General features: G+C 58.7%; 15 protein-coding genes. 4 read left to right on the top strand and 11 right to left on the bottom strand.

Translation table 11 applies throughout. The features are described 5' to 3' along the window. Positions 1-167: 167 nt before the first annotated feature. Entirely contained in the window at positions 168-1613 is a 1446-nt protein-coding gene (locus tag H7C18_RS21510; protein ID WP_185131164.1) for a bifunctional metallophosphatase/5'-nucleotidase, read from the bottom strand. A gap of 126 nt (positions 1614-1739) precedes the next feature. Then, positions 1740-2744, bottom strand: coding sequence for a GTP 3',8-cyclase MoaA (gene moaA, locus H7C18_RS21505; RefSeq protein WP_185131163.1), 1005 nt, complete (start codon positions 2742-2744; stop codon positions 1740-1742). Between the two features lie 120 nt (positions 2745-2864). Between moaA and H7C18_RS21500 the strand changes: the two genes are divergently transcribed. Then, positions 2865-3599 carry a molybdenum cofactor biosynthesis protein gene (locus H7C18_RS21500; RefSeq protein ID WP_185131162.1) on the top strand — a complete coding sequence of 245 codons (735 nt, stop codon included), beginning with the start codon at positions 2865-2867 and terminating at the stop codon, positions 3597-3599. 127 nt (positions 3600-3726) lie between these two features. Then, complete coding sequence (locus H7C18_RS21495) at positions 3727-4800, top strand: HD-GYP domain-containing protein (protein WP_185131161.1); 1074 nt, start codon at positions 3727-3729, stop codon at positions 4798-4800. 69 nt (positions 4801-4869) lie between these two features. On the opposite strand, the gene H7C18_RS21490 is transcribed toward H7C18_RS21495, so the two are convergent. Beyond that, positions 4870-5844, bottom strand: a complete 975-nt coding sequence (locus H7C18_RS21490) for a C40 family peptidase (RefSeq protein WP_185131160.1) — start codon at positions 5842-5844, stop codon at positions 4870-4872. A gap of 157 nt (positions 5845-6001) precedes the next feature. Between H7C18_RS21490 and H7C18_RS21485 the strand changes: the two genes are divergently transcribed. Beyond that, positions 6002-6340 (top strand): L,D-transpeptidase, encoded by a 339-nt coding sequence (locus tag H7C18_RS21485; protein ID WP_185131159.1) that lies wholly within the window; start codon positions 6002-6004, stop codon positions 6338-6340. Positions 6341-6435: 95 nt separating this feature from the next. Here the strand turns inward: H7C18_RS21485 and H7C18_RS21480 are convergent, their stop codons facing one another. From H7C18_RS21480 to H7C18_RS21445, 8 genes are all read right to left on the bottom strand, one after another. Next, the gene (locus H7C18_RS21480) at positions 6436-6879 is read right to left on the bottom strand and encodes a hypothetical protein (protein ID WP_185131158.1); all 444 of its coding nucleotides are present in this window, start codon (positions 6877-6879) and stop codon (positions 6436-6438) included. A 211-nt stretch (positions 6880-7090) separates the two neighbouring features. Continuing rightward, complete coding sequence (sufB, locus tag H7C18_RS21475; RefSeq protein WP_185131157.1) at positions 7091-8488, bottom strand: Fe-S cluster assembly protein SufB; 1398 nt, start codon at positions 8486-8488, stop codon at positions 7091-7093. Positions 8489-8521: 33 nt separating this feature from the next. Continuing rightward, positions 8522-8971, bottom strand: coding sequence for a Fe-S cluster assembly sulfur transfer protein SufU (sufU, locus tag H7C18_RS21470; protein WP_185131156.1), 450 nt, complete (start codon positions 8969-8971; stop codon positions 8522-8524). Beyond that, entirely contained in the window at positions 8955-10181 is a 1227-nt protein-coding gene (locus tag H7C18_RS21465) for a cysteine desulfurase (protein ID WP_185131155.1), read from the bottom strand. Before H7C18_RS21465 ends, sufU begins: the two co-directional genes overlap by 17 nt. After that, complete coding sequence (gene sufD, locus H7C18_RS21460) at positions 10182-11486, bottom strand: Fe-S cluster assembly protein SufD (RefSeq protein ID WP_185131154.1); 1305 nt, start codon at positions 11484-11486, stop codon at positions 10182-10184. It lies immediately after the preceding gene. 25 nt (positions 11487-11511) lie between these two features. Continuing rightward, positions 11512-12291 (bottom strand): Fe-S cluster assembly ATPase SufC, encoded by a 780-nt coding sequence (gene sufC / locus H7C18_RS21455; protein ID WP_185131153.1) that lies wholly within the window; start codon positions 12289-12291, stop codon positions 11512-11514. A gap of 143 nt (positions 12292-12434) precedes the next feature. After that, complete coding sequence (locus H7C18_RS21450) at positions 12435-13010, bottom strand: DUF1802 family protein (RefSeq protein WP_185131152.1); 576 nt, start codon at positions 13008-13010, stop codon at positions 12435-12437. 175 nt (positions 13011-13185) lie between these two features. Then, positions 13186-13713: a YbhB/YbcL family Raf kinase inhibitor-like protein gene (locus tag H7C18_RS21445; RefSeq protein WP_185131151.1), complete on the bottom strand. Its 528-nt coding sequence runs from the start codon at positions 13711-13713 to the stop codon at positions 13186-13188. Positions 13714-13888: 175 nt separating this feature from the next. Here H7C18_RS21445 and H7C18_RS21440 point away from each other — a divergent pair, with 175 nt between their 5' ends. After that, entirely contained in the window at positions 13889-14554 is a 666-nt protein-coding gene (locus tag H7C18_RS21440; protein WP_185131150.1) for a GntR family transcriptional regulator, read from the top strand. Positions 14555-14609: the final 55 nt, after the last annotated feature.

The following is a 14609-nucleotide window of genomic DNA, read 5'->3' as shown; positions in this document are numbered from 1 at the left end:
CCGTTTTGCAGCTTTCGACAGTCCTCATTCGACAATAGTAAACTCGCAGCATGCCTCCTTCAAGAGAATATTATAGGATAAGTTTCATTGTAAACGAGAATGAAAAGACAATTCTTATGCGATTCTTAAAAAAATATTAAGTTTGCTCCTGCGCACGGCGCCTGCTCTTAGCCTCCAAGGCGGTTCGCCGTGCGCCTTCTCATCCTCCGGCAGTCGGCCACCCGCGCCGGGTCGTTCAAGGACGCCGCCAGCACGTCGCGAATGAATTCCGGCAGCAGATACCGCTCGACGACTCCTTCTTTCAAGCCCAGGTAGCCGACGCCGAACGTGAACATGTCGAGCGTTCCGACGCGATACTCCCGCGATTCCTCCAGCGGTGCGCCGTTCACGAGAATGTCGACGGTCCGCTCCAATGGCGGCTTCGATTCGTCGAACGACCATTCGACGCCGTCCACGCACAGCGTTCCGAGCGCCTTGCCGCGGAAGCCGAAGCCTTGAAACTCGAGCCCGATGAACTCGGGCAGCAGACTTTCCTCCAGCGCCCGCTTCAGCGTCGCTCCGGTCAGCCTCATCTCGCACGGATTGATCGGCGAAGGGCAGATCGCATGGATGTCCCTTGCCGTAACCGGTCCCGCCGGCAAGCCGCCGAGAAGCTGTCCCGAGTTGACGAGCCCGATCTCGGCACCGGCCGCATGGCGGACGCCGCTCGCCAGCAGGTTGCCGAGCGGCGATTCGATTTCCAGCGCCGTCTCCAGCGCTTCTTCCAGCACGGCGATCGTGCCGCCCATCGCCTTGTCCGCCCGTTCGCGGCTTTCCGCCACGAGCACCTCGAACGCCCCGTCCGCGGCCATTCCGTCCGTCGGGAGACAGCCTCCTTCGACCGACAAACCGCCCCCATCGCGCCTGGTCAGCTTCAGCAGGCCGAGATGGCGCCCGAACTTGCCCGCCGCGCAGACGGTTGTACGGCCGATTCGGAGCGGCACTTCAAGCAAATGATGCGTATGCGCTCCGAGGATGATGTCGATACCCTCGATCTCCTCGGCCAGACGCTGGTCCGAACGGAGGCCGAGATGCGAAATCGCTATTACGACATCCGCCTCCTTGCGAAGCGCGGGAACCAGGCGTGCCGCTTCCTCAAACGGATCGGCAGCGGTCCAGCCCAGCAGCTCGTAGAAATCGCCGAACGGAGCCGTCAGCCCGATCAGACCGATTCGCCATCCCGCCTTCTCGATAACGGTCGTCGGTTTCATCCAGCAGGGGCGTTCCCCGCTCGCCGAGTCCGTCAGATTGGCGCAGACAACCTGGAAAGGCGCTCCTTCGTACAGCGCGTCCAATTGCTCCTTCGTGAACGTCAAGCCCTCGTTGTTGCCAAGCGTCACCGCGTCGTATGCTAGCATCTCCAGCATCGCCCGATTGGCCATTCCGTGCGTTCCTTCCGTCTCGATCCGCACCCGGTCCAGGAAATCGCCGCATTCGATCGCCAGCAGCCGATCCGCGGGCGTCTCCTTGCGCATCTGCCGGAAATACCAAGCGATGCGCGCGGCTTCTTCAAAATGGCTGTGAATGTCGTTCGTATGAAGCAGCGTCAGCGTCTCCGCGATTTTATCGTTCATGGCACCCTCCCGCCGCCCGCACTTGGCGCCTGTTGTTCACCGGCCTTCGGGGCCAACCCCTTCCGGATCCTACGTTAACGTAACATGATTGATCCGGGCTGCGCAACCTGCACGCCAACCGGCGCGTCAGCCGCCGATCTGCGACATTCTCCGCTCCGTCGGCGCGCGGGATAGCGTCTCGCCCGCGAGCAGGGCCGCCATCTCGTGGTTCTCCGGCTTGATCGCCATCGCCCGGTCCAGGAGCGCGTCCAGCTCCTCCCGGGAACCGAGCGCGGCCCGGACGTTCAATTCGTCCATCCAATACAGGCATGGCTTGATATGGCCGTCCGCCGTCAATCTCAGCCGATTGCAGCTTTGGCAGAAATGCTCGCTGATCGGATGAATCAATCCGAACGTGCCGGCAGCGCCGCGAATGCGCCAGTTCTCCGACGGCCCGCTGCCGGCCGGCGCGTCTTCTCCCAGCTCCAGCCCGAAGCCCGCCGCTTCGGCCGTTTCCAGAACGCGGGCGAGCGGCAAATAGTGCGAGCGCCATCCCGCGTCATCGTGGCCGATCGGCATGTATTCGATAAAACGGACGTGCAGCGGCTGCTCCAAGGTCATCCTCAGAAAGGATTCGATCTCGTCCTCGTTGATTCCTTTGAGCAGGACGCAATTCAGCTTGATCGGAGCGAGCCCCGCTTCGGCAGCCGCCCGGATTCCGTCCAGCACCCGATCCAGGTGACCGCGTCTGGCGATAAAACGGAACCTCGCCGGATCCAGCGTATCCAGGCTGATGTTGACCCGGGTCAGACCGGCTTCCTTGAGCCTTTTCGCCTGCTTTTCCAGCAGTAGGCCGTTCGTCGTCAGCGCGATTTCCCGGATGCCGGGAATGGCGGCCAGCCGTTCGATCAATTCGTCGAGGTTCGGACGGACGAGAGGCTCGCCGCCGGTAATTCGCAGCTTGGAAATGCCCCGCGCCGCCGCCGCTTCGACAACCCGTTCGATCTCGCCGAACGTCAGCAGCCGTTCCTGCTCCATGAATGTCATGCCTTCTTCCGGCATGCAATAAAGGCACCGCAAATTGCAGCGGTCCGTCACCGAAATTCGCAAATACGTATGCTTGCGGCCGAATCTGTCGATCAGCTCCGTCATCCGTGTCCCTCCTTGCCTTCAGAAGCCTCCATAGATGCTATTAGCATAACATTTTCGCCGTCGATATGGTATTCTTGAAAAAAGAATATCGTACATTAATGGAAGGAAAGAGTACATCTAATGGAAAATACATGGCAGATTACGCTGTTCGCCGGCTTGGCGGAACGACTGAACGCCCGCTTGCTGCACCTTGACTTCGCCGAGGAGGAGCTCCAAGCCGGAGAAATCAAACGCAGGCTGGCCGAGCGTTTTCCCGAACATGCCGCCCTGTTGAACGTGTCCTTTCTGGCATGCAACCAAAGCTTCGCCCCCGACGACGCCATCGTATCCCGGGACGACGAACTGGCCCTGCTCCCCCCCGTATCCGGCGGACAGGACACGCCGCCCTCCTCCGGACATTCCGCCGAGCGTCCGGAGCGGTACGCAATCCTCGAGGAACCGCTCCGAACCGACGGCGTGCTGGAACAGGTAGCCCATCCGGACCACGGCGCGGCCCTGCTCTTCGTCGGAACGACCCGCGAGTGGACGCAAGGCTCGCGAACGGTGCTGCTTGAATACGAAGCTTACGTCCCCATGGCCCTCCGCAGCCTGCGGGAGATCGGAGAACAAATCGCAAGCCGGTGGCCCGGCACGCTCTGCTCCATCCACCATCGGATCGGACCGGTCGGGATCGGCGAAGCCAGCGTCCTGATCGCCGTCTCCTCGCCGCATCGTTCGGACAGCTACGATGCCAGCCGGTTTGCCATCGAGGAATTGAAACGGACCGTTCCGATCTGGAAGAAAGAAGTGTACGAGGACGGCTCCGTCTGGAAAGGATACCAGTCGGGCGAGGCATGGAATCCGCTGGCGGAATAGCCTTGGATTCTCGCGGATTCCTGTTGCAAACAGTTCCCTTCATTTGGTAGCATAGGAGTAGCAAATGATGGCGAATTTTACCGAATTTCCGGACAATTCCACGAAAGGTCCAAAGGAGCTTAAGAGCATGAGGATCCGAATCTTCGATCTCCAAAGCGGAGATCGGCTTGCCGAAGATATTTTCAATTCCTACGGACTCCATGTGCTGAGCAAGGGGACGGTTCTGCAGGACCGCGATCTGTCCCGTCTCTTCCAGCATCATATCGATTACGTGGAGATCGAACAGAGATCGAGCGCCGCTTTTCTTGAAAGCGTTCCCGAGCCTAATGAGGACGATGCGCCTGCATTCCGAGCCTCCGAAGAGCTTCTCGCTTCCTTCGAGGATGCGGTCGCCGGATTCGAACAGCTCTTCCGCCAGGCGATGGAAGAAGGGCAAGTGAACGAGAGCGACGTCAACGAGAGTTTTCGGCCGCTGATGAACAACTTCCGGGAAGAGCGCGACGTCGTCTCCCTGCTTCTCATGCTGAATAACCAGGACGATTATACCTACCAACATTCCGTACAGGTCGGCATGCTTTGCTACTATTTGGCCAAGTGGCTCGGCTGGTCGGAGGCGGCCACGCAGATGGCCGGCAAGGCAGGCTTCCTTCACGATATCGGCAAGTGCCGGATACCGGGCGATATTCTGAACAAGCCCGGCAAGCTGACCGACGAGGAGTTTGCGGAGATCCGCAACCATCCGTCATACGGTTACGAAATTTTGCGCGCCTCGGGCTTCGAAGACGAAGTGGCCGAGGCCGCGCGCCAGCATCACGAACGGACCGACGGGCACGGATATCCGAGCGGCCTGTCGGGCAGCCAGATCCATCCGATCGCGAAGGTCGTTGCGGTTGCGGACGTTTACAGCGCCATGATTTCGACACGCGTCTACAAGGAGAAGAAGGATCAGCTGTCCGTGCTCAAGGAGCTTTACCGGATGGGATTCCAGGAACTGGATCCGCTCATGGTCCAGACTTTCGTCTTTCACATGCTGCCGAACCTCATTGGCAAGAAAGTGAAACTGACCAACGGCGAGAGCGGCACCGTCGTCCTGAATCACCCGACCGACCCGTTCCACCCGCTCGTTCAGGTCGCCAAAGACCGGTTTCTCGACCTATCGGTGGAACCCGATCTGGAGATCGTTCAGGTTTCCCTGTCCTGACGAGAAGCAAGGCCGCCTGCGACGTTTTGCGGCGGCCTTTATCATGATTGGAGAAACGACTGTGATCCGTTACGGCAACGGAATCCGCTTCGCGAACAAGAAGTGGTCCTGCCAGTAACTGGAGTTGATGTCGCTGATCTGTACGCCGTCGTTCGGCTGAGGACTGGAGTGGATCATGCTTCCGTTCCCCATATAGATGCCGACATGGCCGGGGGTGCTGTCGCTTTTAAAGCGGCCGGGCACGGAGAAGAACAAGAGATCGCCGGTTTGCAGCGAATCCCGGGATACGGCCGTTCCCTCCTGCCCCTGCTCCCGGGCCGTGCGCGGCAGGTTGACGCCGTAGTGCCCGAACAAATACTGCACGAACGAGGAACAATCGAATGTCCCCGTATCCGCGTAATTGCCGGTCCCGAAATCATATCGGACGCCCAGAAATTTTTTGGCATCGTCGATCAAGGAATCGTACTTGGATCCTCCTGCGGACAGGGAGCGAATATTCCCGTTCTGCTTGGCATCGGAGAACGGAAGCTTCGCGGCTTCCGATCTTACCTTCGCCGGCTGCGGATAGAACGCGATTCGGCTTCCCTCATGTCCGAAAGTCGCCACTCGACCGAACAAAGCGGACAACGCGGCGGCCGGAATATAGAGACGGTTGCTCATCTTGACCGCGGGCGCCGGCATTCGCTCCGCTTTTGCCCCCAGCCGGACTTCGCTTTCGCCCGTACGGAAAGTCCACTCCGGATCCTCCGAGCCGATGCCGTACGCCCCATCCTTCAGCCACTGGCCGTGAAGGCCGATCGCTCTCGCCACGTCGCCGGCGGCAACGTAATCCGAGCGATGAATTTGTACGATTGGAACGGAGCTGGAAGCGCCTCTCTCCTCCAGCATCGTCTCGCTTTTCGATTTAATCTTGACCGGAGCGGAGTATTTGCTCAGATCTCCCCTCGTGTCGCCTGGATTGCGCACGCACCCGGCGAGGGAGACGGCCAGCGCCACCGCCGCTGCCGCCGCAACCGTCCGGACGAGGAATGCTTGATGGCCCATTGGGAAATATCGCCTCCGCTTATGGATTCGCACTCCCGTTAGCATGTTCAGTTCCTCTCCGTTTATGCCGGTTCTTTCCGCATCAAGTCCTTCGGCGCGGAGATGCCGTCTCCATTCTTTACCGTACGCATACCATGATCCAAAGGAGTTGGTCGGTATGCCGGATTACCGAATTATCGTCGATCTGTCCGATCGTCAGCTCATCTTGTTGGACGGGGACACCGTCGTTCGCTCGTTTCCCGTAGGAATCGGAAGAATGGTCACGAGAACGCCGACGGGCGAATATCGGATCATTAATAAACAAGCGAATCCCGGCGGTCCGTTCGGAGTCCTGTGGATGGGCCTGTCGAAGCCCCATTACGGCATCCATGGCACGAACGATCCTTCGTCGATCGGCAAGCTCGTCTCTCATGGATGCATTCGCATGTACAACGAAGACGTGCTCGCGCTATCTTCCCTGGTGCCTATCGGCACTCGGGTAACGATTAGACCTTAATGCCGCAAAATAGAATCGCCGAATCCGAAGACCCGGCGAGAAGATGGAAAGGTTGTCCATCCATAGGGATCGACGCCATTGAGAAGGAAGCCCCATCAAGGAGTTCCGATAGCCATGGCCGAGATGCTGACCGGTCCGGTGACCGTGATGGTGCCTTGTTCCGGTTGTTCATTTAACGCGAACAATTGATAGACATGATGGCCGACGGTCGTACTTCTAATGATCGTCTGGAAACTGGCCAGATTTTCCAACGGCGTGTCTTCTTCGTTTGAGATCGACTCCTGTTCCGCAGAAGCGATGGGCACGCCGTCTCGGAAAATAGTGAGCTGCAGGAGCGTCTGATCGGGCGGTACCGGAGAGACGTCCGTTACGTTCCACCCTACCGTCGTTTGCAGTTGGATGAATTGCGTCCCGGCCGGTTCAAACAAGCCGAATTCGGCAAGCAGGACATTAGCGGTGCCGATCAGAATGGAGGAAGAGTCCGCGAAGTTGGACAACTGAGCGCGGTTATAGTTGAGCACTGTTTGAATAATCGCCATTTTTTCACCTCAATTCCTTGCGAGATGCAATACTTTATGCGGCAATGAGACGATGGCTTGGACAAAGGACAGGAGAACGAAGCAAATCCATTCTTTCCTCAGATACGAAAGGCTAACGAAACCGCAACCGAGCCAAAAAAAATACGTGCCCGAGCAGCCAGGACGCATGAACGTCCAGTCAACTCGAACACGTATTTTCTATATTTCCGGCTTACCCGATGCTGCCTTCCATCTCGAACTTGATGAGACGATTCATCTCGACGGCGTACTCCATCGGCAATTCCTTCGTGAACGGCTCGATGAAGCCCATGACGATCATCTGGGTCGCTTCGGCTTCGGACAGGCCGCGGCTCATCAGGTAGAACAGCTGATCCTCGGACACCTTGGATACCGTCGCTTCGTGCTCCAGCGTGACGTTGTCGTTCATGATCTCGTTGTACGGGATCGTGTCGCTCGTCGACTGGTTATCGAGAATGAGCGTGTCGCACTTGATGTTCGCTTTCGCGCCTTCGGCGTTGCGGCCGAAGGAGGCGATGCCGCGGTACGTCACTTTGCCGCCGTGCTTCGAGATCGACTTCGACACGATCGTCGACGTCGTGTCCGGCGCCAGGTGAAGCATCTTCGCGCCTGCGTCCTGATGCTGGCCTTTGCCGGCGACGGCGATGGAGAGCACCATGCCCTTCGCGCCGCGGCCCTTCAGGATGACGGCCGGGTACTTCATCGTCAGCTTGGAGCCGATGTTGCCGTCGACCCATTCCATCGTCGCGTCCTCTTCGGCGACGGCGCGCTTGGTGACGAGGTTATAGATATTCGGCGCCCAGTTCTGAATCGTCGTGTAGCGGACGCGCGCGCCCTTCTTGGCGATGATCTCGACGACCGCGCTGTGCAGCGAATTCGTGCTGTACACCGGGGCCGTGCAGCCTTCGACGTAGTGCACGAAGCTGCCTTCGTCGGCGATGATCAGCGTGCGTTCGAACTGGCCCATATTTTCCGAATTGATGCGGAAGTACGCCTGCAGCGGAATTTCGCATTTGACGCCCTTCGGCACGTAAATGAAGCTGCCGCCGGACCAGACGGCGCTGTTCAGCGCGGCGAACTTATTGTCCGCGGGCGGAACGACGGTGCCGAAATGTTCTTTGAAAATCTCCGGATGCTCACGCAGCGCGGAGTCGGTATCCATGAAGATGACGCCTTGCTTCTCCAGGTCTTCCTGCATGTTGTGATAAACGACTTCGGATTCGTACTGCGCGGATACGCCGGCAAGGAACTTCTGCTCCGCTTCCGGAATGCCGAGCTTGTCGAACGTCGCCTTGATCTCCTCCGGCACTTCCTCCCACGTCTTGCCTTGCTTCTCGGAAGGCTTGACGTAGTACTGAATGTCGTTGAAGTCGAGTTCGTCCAGGTTGCCGCCCCAACGCGGCAGCGCCATCTTCTCGAACTGCTCCAGCGACTTCAGACGGAACTTCAGCATCCATTCCGGCTCGCCCTTCATCTCCGAGATCGTGCGGACGATCTCCGGCGTCAATCCTTTGCCGGATTGGAAGATCGCTTTATGCTCGTCCCGGAACCCATATTTGTACTCTTCCAATTCGGGCATTTGCTTCGCCATGGCGATGTACCTCCTTCATCATGATGGTAACTCTTATTCTTCGATCCCTTCGTGCTGTCCCTGCCCGTGCTCGACTCCCTTGCGCAGCGCGTTCCACGCCAGCGTGGCGCACTTGATGCGGGCCGGGAATTTGTTCACGCCGGAGAGGGCGTCGAGGTCTTCGTACTCGTCGAACTCCACCTGCTCGCCCTTCATCATCGAGGAGAACTTATCGGCCATGGCGAGCGCCTCGGCGGCCGTCTTTCCCTTGACCGCGTCGGTCATCATCGAAGCGGAAGACATGCTGATCGAGCAGCCTTCGCCCGTGAATCGGGCGTTCTTGACGACGCCGTCTTCAATCTGCATCTGCAGGCTGATCCGATCGCCGCACGTCGGGTTGTTCAGGTTGACGGTGACGGACTCGTCGTCCATCGTCCCGCGGTTTCGCGGATTTTTATAATGGTCCATAATAACGCGGCGGTACAGGTCATCGAGCGGATTCATATCCGAAAAACTCCTTTGTCTTGACCAGCGCGTCGGCGAGCCGATCCACGTCTTCTTCGGTGTTGTACAGATAAAAGCTTGCCCTGGCCGTCGCGCTCACTTGCAGCCAACGCATGAGCGGCTGACAGCAATGATGCCCGGCGCGGATCGCGATGCCCTCGCTGTCAAGCACCGTGGCCACGTCGTGGGGATGGACGTCTCCAAGATTGAATGTGACGAGACCGGCGCGATTGCGCGGTCCGTAGATCGACACGCCGTCGATGGCGGAGAGCCGTTCGATGGCGTAAGCCGCGAGCTGCCGGCCGTGCCGGTCGATCTCCTCCAGGCCTACGCTCGCGAGGAAGTCGATCGCCGCTCCCAGGCCGACGGCTCCGGCAATGATCGGCGTCCCGCCTTCGAACTTCCAGGGAATCTCCTTCCAAGTCGAATCGTACAGATCGACGAAATCGATCATCTCGCCGCCGTATTCGACCGGCTCCATCTTTTCCAGTAGCGCAGCCTTTCCATACAGGGCGCCGATCCCGGTCGGACCGCACATCTTGTGGCCCGAGAATGCGTAAAAATCGACATCGAGAGCCCGGACGTCCACCTTGAGGTGCGGAGAGCTCTGCGCGCCGTCCACGACCATGACCGCTCCGTTGCGGCGGGCGATAGCCGCGATCTCCGCGATCGGATTGACGGTCCCGAGCACATTGGACACGTAAGCGATGGACACGAGCTTCGTCCGCTCCGTCACCGTCCGCTCTACGTCTTCCACGCTGACCGTTCCATCCTGCTGCAGCGGCACGTATTTGAGAACCGCGCCCGTCGCTTTGGCCGCCTGCTGCCAGGGAATCAGGTTGCTGTGATGCTCCGCCGGAGTAATGACGATCTCGTCGCCTTCCCGCAGCACCTGTCTGGCATAGCCGTTCGCGACGAGGTTCAGTCCCGCCGTCGTTCCGCGCGTGAACACGATCTCGCGGGACGCGGCGGCATTCAGAAAGCGGGCAACCTTCTCCCGCGCGCCTTCGTAAGCGTCCGTAGCGCGAGAGCCGAGCGTGTGCACGCCCCGGTGAACGTTGGCGTTATCCCATTCGTAGTACCGTTTGACCGCTTCGATAACGGAACGCGGCTTCTGCGAAGTCGCCGCGTTGTCCAGATAAACGAGCGGATGTCCGTTTACTTCCTGGCTGAGAATCGGGAACTCGGCTTTCAGCGCGATCGGATCCATTTACCCCAGCTTCCTTTCCAAAATGCGGTGCAGCAGCTCGCGGACCGATTCCAGCGGAATCTGCGAGACGACCGGATCGAGGAATCCGTAGATGATCAGCCGTTCCGCCTCTTCCTTGGCAATGCCCCGCGACATCAGATAGTGCACCTGCTCCGCATTGACCTGGCCGACGCTCGCGGCGTGGCCGGCTTTGACGTCGTCTTCGTCGATCAGAAGGATCGGGTTGGCGTCGCCGCGGGCTTTCGGGCTCAGCATCAGCACTTTCTCCGTCTGCTGGCCGTCGGCCTTGGTCGCGCCTTTCTCGATCTTCGTAATGCCGTTGATGATGGCGGTCGCCGCATCCTTCATGACCGCCCGGGTAATCATGTCGCTCTCCGAAGAGCGGCCGAAATGAACCGCGCGCGTCGTCAAGCTCATACGCTGCGAGCCCGTGCCGACGGAGATGATCTTGGCGTCGGACGTCGAGCCGTTGCCCTTCAGAACCGACAACGTGTCGGTCACCGTATTGCCTTCGTGCAAATCGCCGACGATCCACTCGATACGGGCGTCGTTCTCCAGCACCGCCCGGCGATAGCTGATGTCGATCGCCTTGCTGTCCATATGGTGAACGGCCGCGTAGCGAACTTGCGCGCCGGCTTTGGCGAACACTTCGACGGCGCCGTTATGAAGCAGTGTCGCGTCCGTCTCGCCAAGAGACGACGATGCGGTCTCGACGACCGTCACCCGGCTGTTCGCATCGGCGATAACAAGAATATGAGGAGCGAAGGTCGCTTCCGCGTCGTCCGCATACAGCAGCGCTTGAACCGGCACTTCGATCTCGACGCCGCGCGGAACGTACAGGAACGCGCCGCCGTTCCACAGCGCCCCGTGCATCGCGGAGAGCTTGTGCTCGCCCCGCTCGTAAGCGGTCATGAGGTGAGCGCGAACGAGCTCCTCGTGCGTGCGGGCCGCGTCTTCCAGACTCGACAGCACGACTCCCTTGGCCTTCCATTCTTCCGGCAGCTTCGTATAAATGACGGATGAATTATGTTGGACGATGACCGCTCCGTCCGCAGCCGTTCCGAGCAGCGACGCGATCGGCGCCGGCAAATCCGCCGCGGCGGCGACCTCGCGGCCCGGGCGATGCGTTCCCTGAACATCCAGGTTCCAGCGCTGAAGCGGCGTCTTCTCCGGCTTCGGCAGCTCCAGCGTTCGGGTCAAGTCGCCCGCTTCCTCCCGCCAGGCGACCAGCCAGGCCGGTTCGTTCTTGCTGCGCGCGATCGCGGCGGCGGCTTCGCGGCCGAAAGAGGTGGTCGGTGTACTCATGTTGCTAGCCTCCCTTCTCCTCTTCTTAAGCTTGGCCAACCGTCTCGTCGACGATGCCCAGCTCATCTTTGACCCAATCGTAGCCTTCCGCTTCCAGACGCTCCGCCAGCTCCGGACCGCCGGATTTGACGATTCGGCCTTGCATCATGACGTGCACGTAATCGGGCTTGATATAGTTCAACAAACGTTGATAGTGGGTAATGATCAGGAAGCTGCGGTCCGGTTCGCGCATGGCGTTGACGCCGGCGGCCACGATCTTGAGAGCGTCGATGTCGAGGCCGGAATCGATCTCGTCGAGAATGACGAGCTTCGGCTCGAGCATCATCATCTGCAGAATCTCGTTGCGCTTCTTCTCCCCGCCGGAGAAGCCTTCGTTCAGGTAGCGGTGCATGAATTCGGGATTCATGTCCAGTTCCTTCATCTTCGCTTCCATCAGACGGACGAATTTGATCAGCGAGATCTCGTTGCCTTCGCCGCGGCGGGCGTTGATCGCGCTGCGCAGGAAGTCGGCGTTGGTCACGCCGGTAATCTCGCTCGGATATTGCATCGCCAGGAACAGGCCGGCGCGGGCGCGCTCGTCGACGCCCATCTCCAGCACGTCTTCTCCCTCGAGCAGTACTTTGCCTTCCGTCACTTCATATTTGGGGTGGCCCATAATGGAAGATGCGAGCGTGCTCTTCCCGGTGCCGTTAGGCCCCATGATCGCGTGGACTTCGCCCGCTTGCATCGTCAGATCAAAGCCTTTTAAAATTTCTTTACCTTCAATGGCCGACTTGAGACCATGGATTTCGAACAGGCTGGACATGATTTTTTCTCCACCTTCTCTTTCTTATTTATAATTATTTTAATTTGATTCTCAGTGATTCTCAACCTCCATTTTATGAAAAGGGCTTGAAAAACGCAAACCGACACTTTCCGCGTTTCAAACCCGAACGATGCTCCAAGCGCTCAAAATTCCCGGATCGCGCGTCTTGCCGCGTCCGCCGCGGCAGCGAATTCGGCGTCGGACAAGACGGGAATCCGTTCCCCGGCGGGAATCTCCTCTTCAAGCCGAATCCAAGACTTGCAGCCGCCGTAGCTTTCGCGCATCGGTACCTCAATCGGCTCGCCGAGCCGGTAAACCCGCAGCAGCAGCACGTGGAGCGGCTTCGTTTTTTTCCAATGCAGCCGCTCTTCCGCATAATTATCCGTCCAAATATGGCATTCGCTCAACCGGGCAAGCGTCTCGGCATCCGTCACCTCGATGTCTTCCGCCGCTTCCGCGAAATATTCGATCCGAACCGCGTCCGGCCGCAAAGCAGCCTCTTCGCGCGTCGCTTCGACGATCTCTCGCCACTCGGGCTTCACCAACTCGGGCCGCTGATGCTCGAAGGAAGGAAACAGATAGAAGCTCGGGCTTTCCAGGCGGAACTCCTTCGTCTCTTCGGAGATGCCTCCCTTGCGCAGCGCGATCGCCTGCCGTCCTTCCCCCAGCGCCCGCACCGCAACCGCCCACTCCCGGAGCGCAATCGGTTGATCTGTCATTCGCGCATTTCTCCTTAACAACCTGATTGCTTCATTATAACATAACCGCAACCGCAGGCCGTAACGGCTCCTCGCGCCGCCAAATCGATCGCGACCTGCTTGCCGTGCCGTCATGAAGGAATAATAAAAAAGTTGGCCGACCTCCTTAACAATCGGGAGTCTCGGCCATTTAAGGTTACTTGATTTCCCCCGTTGCCGCGAGAACGGCTCGACCAAGCGTATGGCCCAGCATGGTGAATCCTAGCAGAGCCGGCGTGGCGTCGGGATCGACGCCGATCTTCTCGACATCCAGCGCATGAACGACAAAATAATACCGATGCGGACCGTGTCCCGCCGGAGGCGCCGCCCCGATAAATTGTTTGAGCCGCAAATCGTTCGGCAGTTGCAAGGCGCCTTGCGGCAAGCCATCCCCATGCTCGCCGCCTGCGCCGGTCGGCAGTTCGGTGACGCCGGCAGGGATGTCGATGACGGCCCAGTGCCATAAGCCCGATCCGGTCGGGGCATCCGGGTCATACGCGGTTACGGCGAAACTCTTCGTCCCTTCGGGCGCGCCCGACCATTTCAAATGGGGCGAAAGATCTTTGCCGCCCTCCACTCCCGAAGAGTATTGATGGGCCGGTAGAGGAAGCCCCTCCGCGATGTCGCGACTCGTGACCTGAAAGACGGCGACTTCCGGCAATTTGGCGAACGGGTTGTTGCTCACTGTAAATTACCTCCTTTTCATAGTTCGAATCGATTATATATATAAGAATCGATTTTGTAAATATAAATCGTTTGTTCTGCATATTATTTAATTCTCATCTTGTTTTTTATAGATTTTGGTGTAAACTATGTAAGCGTTAATAACCTCGAAGCGCATGAAGGATGGTGCCGTCTTCATGGCCAAAAGAAACGGTTCGTCCACGTTAAGCGAAAACGTTACGAAGAAACTGCGGTCCGACATTCTGGCCGGACAATATGAACCGGGCTCTCCGTTAACCGTTTCGGAATTAGCCAAAGGCTTCGATGTCTCGGTTGCCGTCGTTCGCGAAGCGTTGACCCGGTTGGCGACCCAGGGCCTCGTCCTGCAAAACCCGAATTACGGATTCTCCGTGAAGACGGCGTCGGAAGAAGAATTGAACAACATCATACAGGCGAGGTCGCTCAACGAATCCGAAGCGTTGCGCCTGTCCATCGCCCATGGGGATCTCACGTGGGAATCCAACGTCATCGCTCTTCACCACAAATTATCGCAAACGCCCGAGTTCAAGGAATCGAATCAAAAGCTTGCCGTTCGCGAAGAGTGGTCCTGCATCCACCGTCAATTCCATTACGAGCTGATCGCCGCTTGTCCGAATCCGGTTCTCCTGGATATTTGCAGGCGCCTCTGGGATTTGAGCGAATTTTATCGGCATTATTCCCCCCCGCAGCAGCAAGTTCGCGACGGCCGCGCCGAACATAAGGCATTGACGGATGCCGTTCTTGGCCGCGACAGCGATCGCGCCGTCGAGATCTTTAAAGCGCACATCCGGCTCACCGCGGATATCCTGTTCGACAACCGGTGAGCGGATGATGTCACCGACTCGCCAATAAGCCGCCGCGGTTGGTTGTCCGGCAGAG

The organism is Cohnella zeiphila (assembly GCF_014212055.1).
Lineage (GTDB): Bacteria > Bacillota > Bacilli > Paenibacillales > Paenibacillaceae > Cohnella > Cohnella zeiphila.
Note: the sequence above shows the minus strand (reverse complement) of the source record. Positions and strands in the feature narration are given on the sequence as shown.

Coding starts and splice junctions, on each gene's coding strand:
- H7C18_RS21510 (WP_185131164.1), bottom strand. CDS start 1,613: ATGAACGATAAAATCGCGGAGACGCTGACGCTGCTTCATACGAACGAC.
- moaA (WP_185131163.1), bottom strand. CDS start 2,744: ATGACGGAGCTGATCGACAGATTCGGCCGCAAGCATACGTATTTGCGA.
- H7C18_RS21500 (WP_185131162.1), top strand. CDS start 2,865: ATGGAAAATACATGGCAGATTACGCTGTTCGCCGGCTTGGCGGAACGA.
- H7C18_RS21495 (WP_185131161.1), top strand. CDS start 3,727: ATGAGGATCCGAATCTTCGATCTCCAAAGCGGAGATCGGCTTGCCGAA.
- H7C18_RS21490 (WP_185131160.1), bottom strand. CDS start 5,844: ATGGGCCATCAAGCATTCCTCGTCCGGACGGTTGCGGCGGCAGCGGCG.
- H7C18_RS21485 (WP_185131159.1), top strand. CDS start 6,002: ATGCCGGATTACCGAATTATCGTCGATCTGTCCGATCGTCAGCTCATC.
- H7C18_RS21480 (WP_185131158.1), bottom strand. CDS start 6,879: ATGGCGATTATTCAAACAGTGCTCAACTATAACCGCGCTCAGTTGTCC.
- sufB (WP_185131157.1), bottom strand. CDS start 8,488: ATGGCGAAGCAAATGCCCGAATTGGAAGAGTACAAATATGGGTTCCGG.
- sufU (WP_185131156.1), bottom strand. CDS start 8,971: ATGAATCCGCTCGATGACCTGTACCGCCGCGTTATTATGGACCATTAT.
- H7C18_RS21465 (WP_185131155.1), bottom strand. CDS start 10,181: ATGGATCCGATCGCGCTGAAAGCCGAGTTCCCGATTCTCAGCCAGGAA.
- sufD (WP_185131154.1), bottom strand. CDS start 11,486: ATGAGTACACCGACCACCTCTTTCGGCCGCGAAGCCGCCGCCGCGATC.
- sufC (WP_185131153.1), bottom strand. CDS start 12,291: ATGTCCAGCCTGTTCGAAATCCATGGTCTCAAGTCGGCCATTGAAGGT.
- H7C18_RS21450 (WP_185131152.1), bottom strand. CDS start 13,010: ATGACAGATCAACCGATTGCGCTCCGGGAGTGGGCGGTTGCGGTGCGG.
- H7C18_RS21440 (WP_185131150.1), top strand. CDS start 13,889: ATGGCCAAAAGAAACGGTTCGTCCACGTTAAGCGAAAACGTTACGAAG.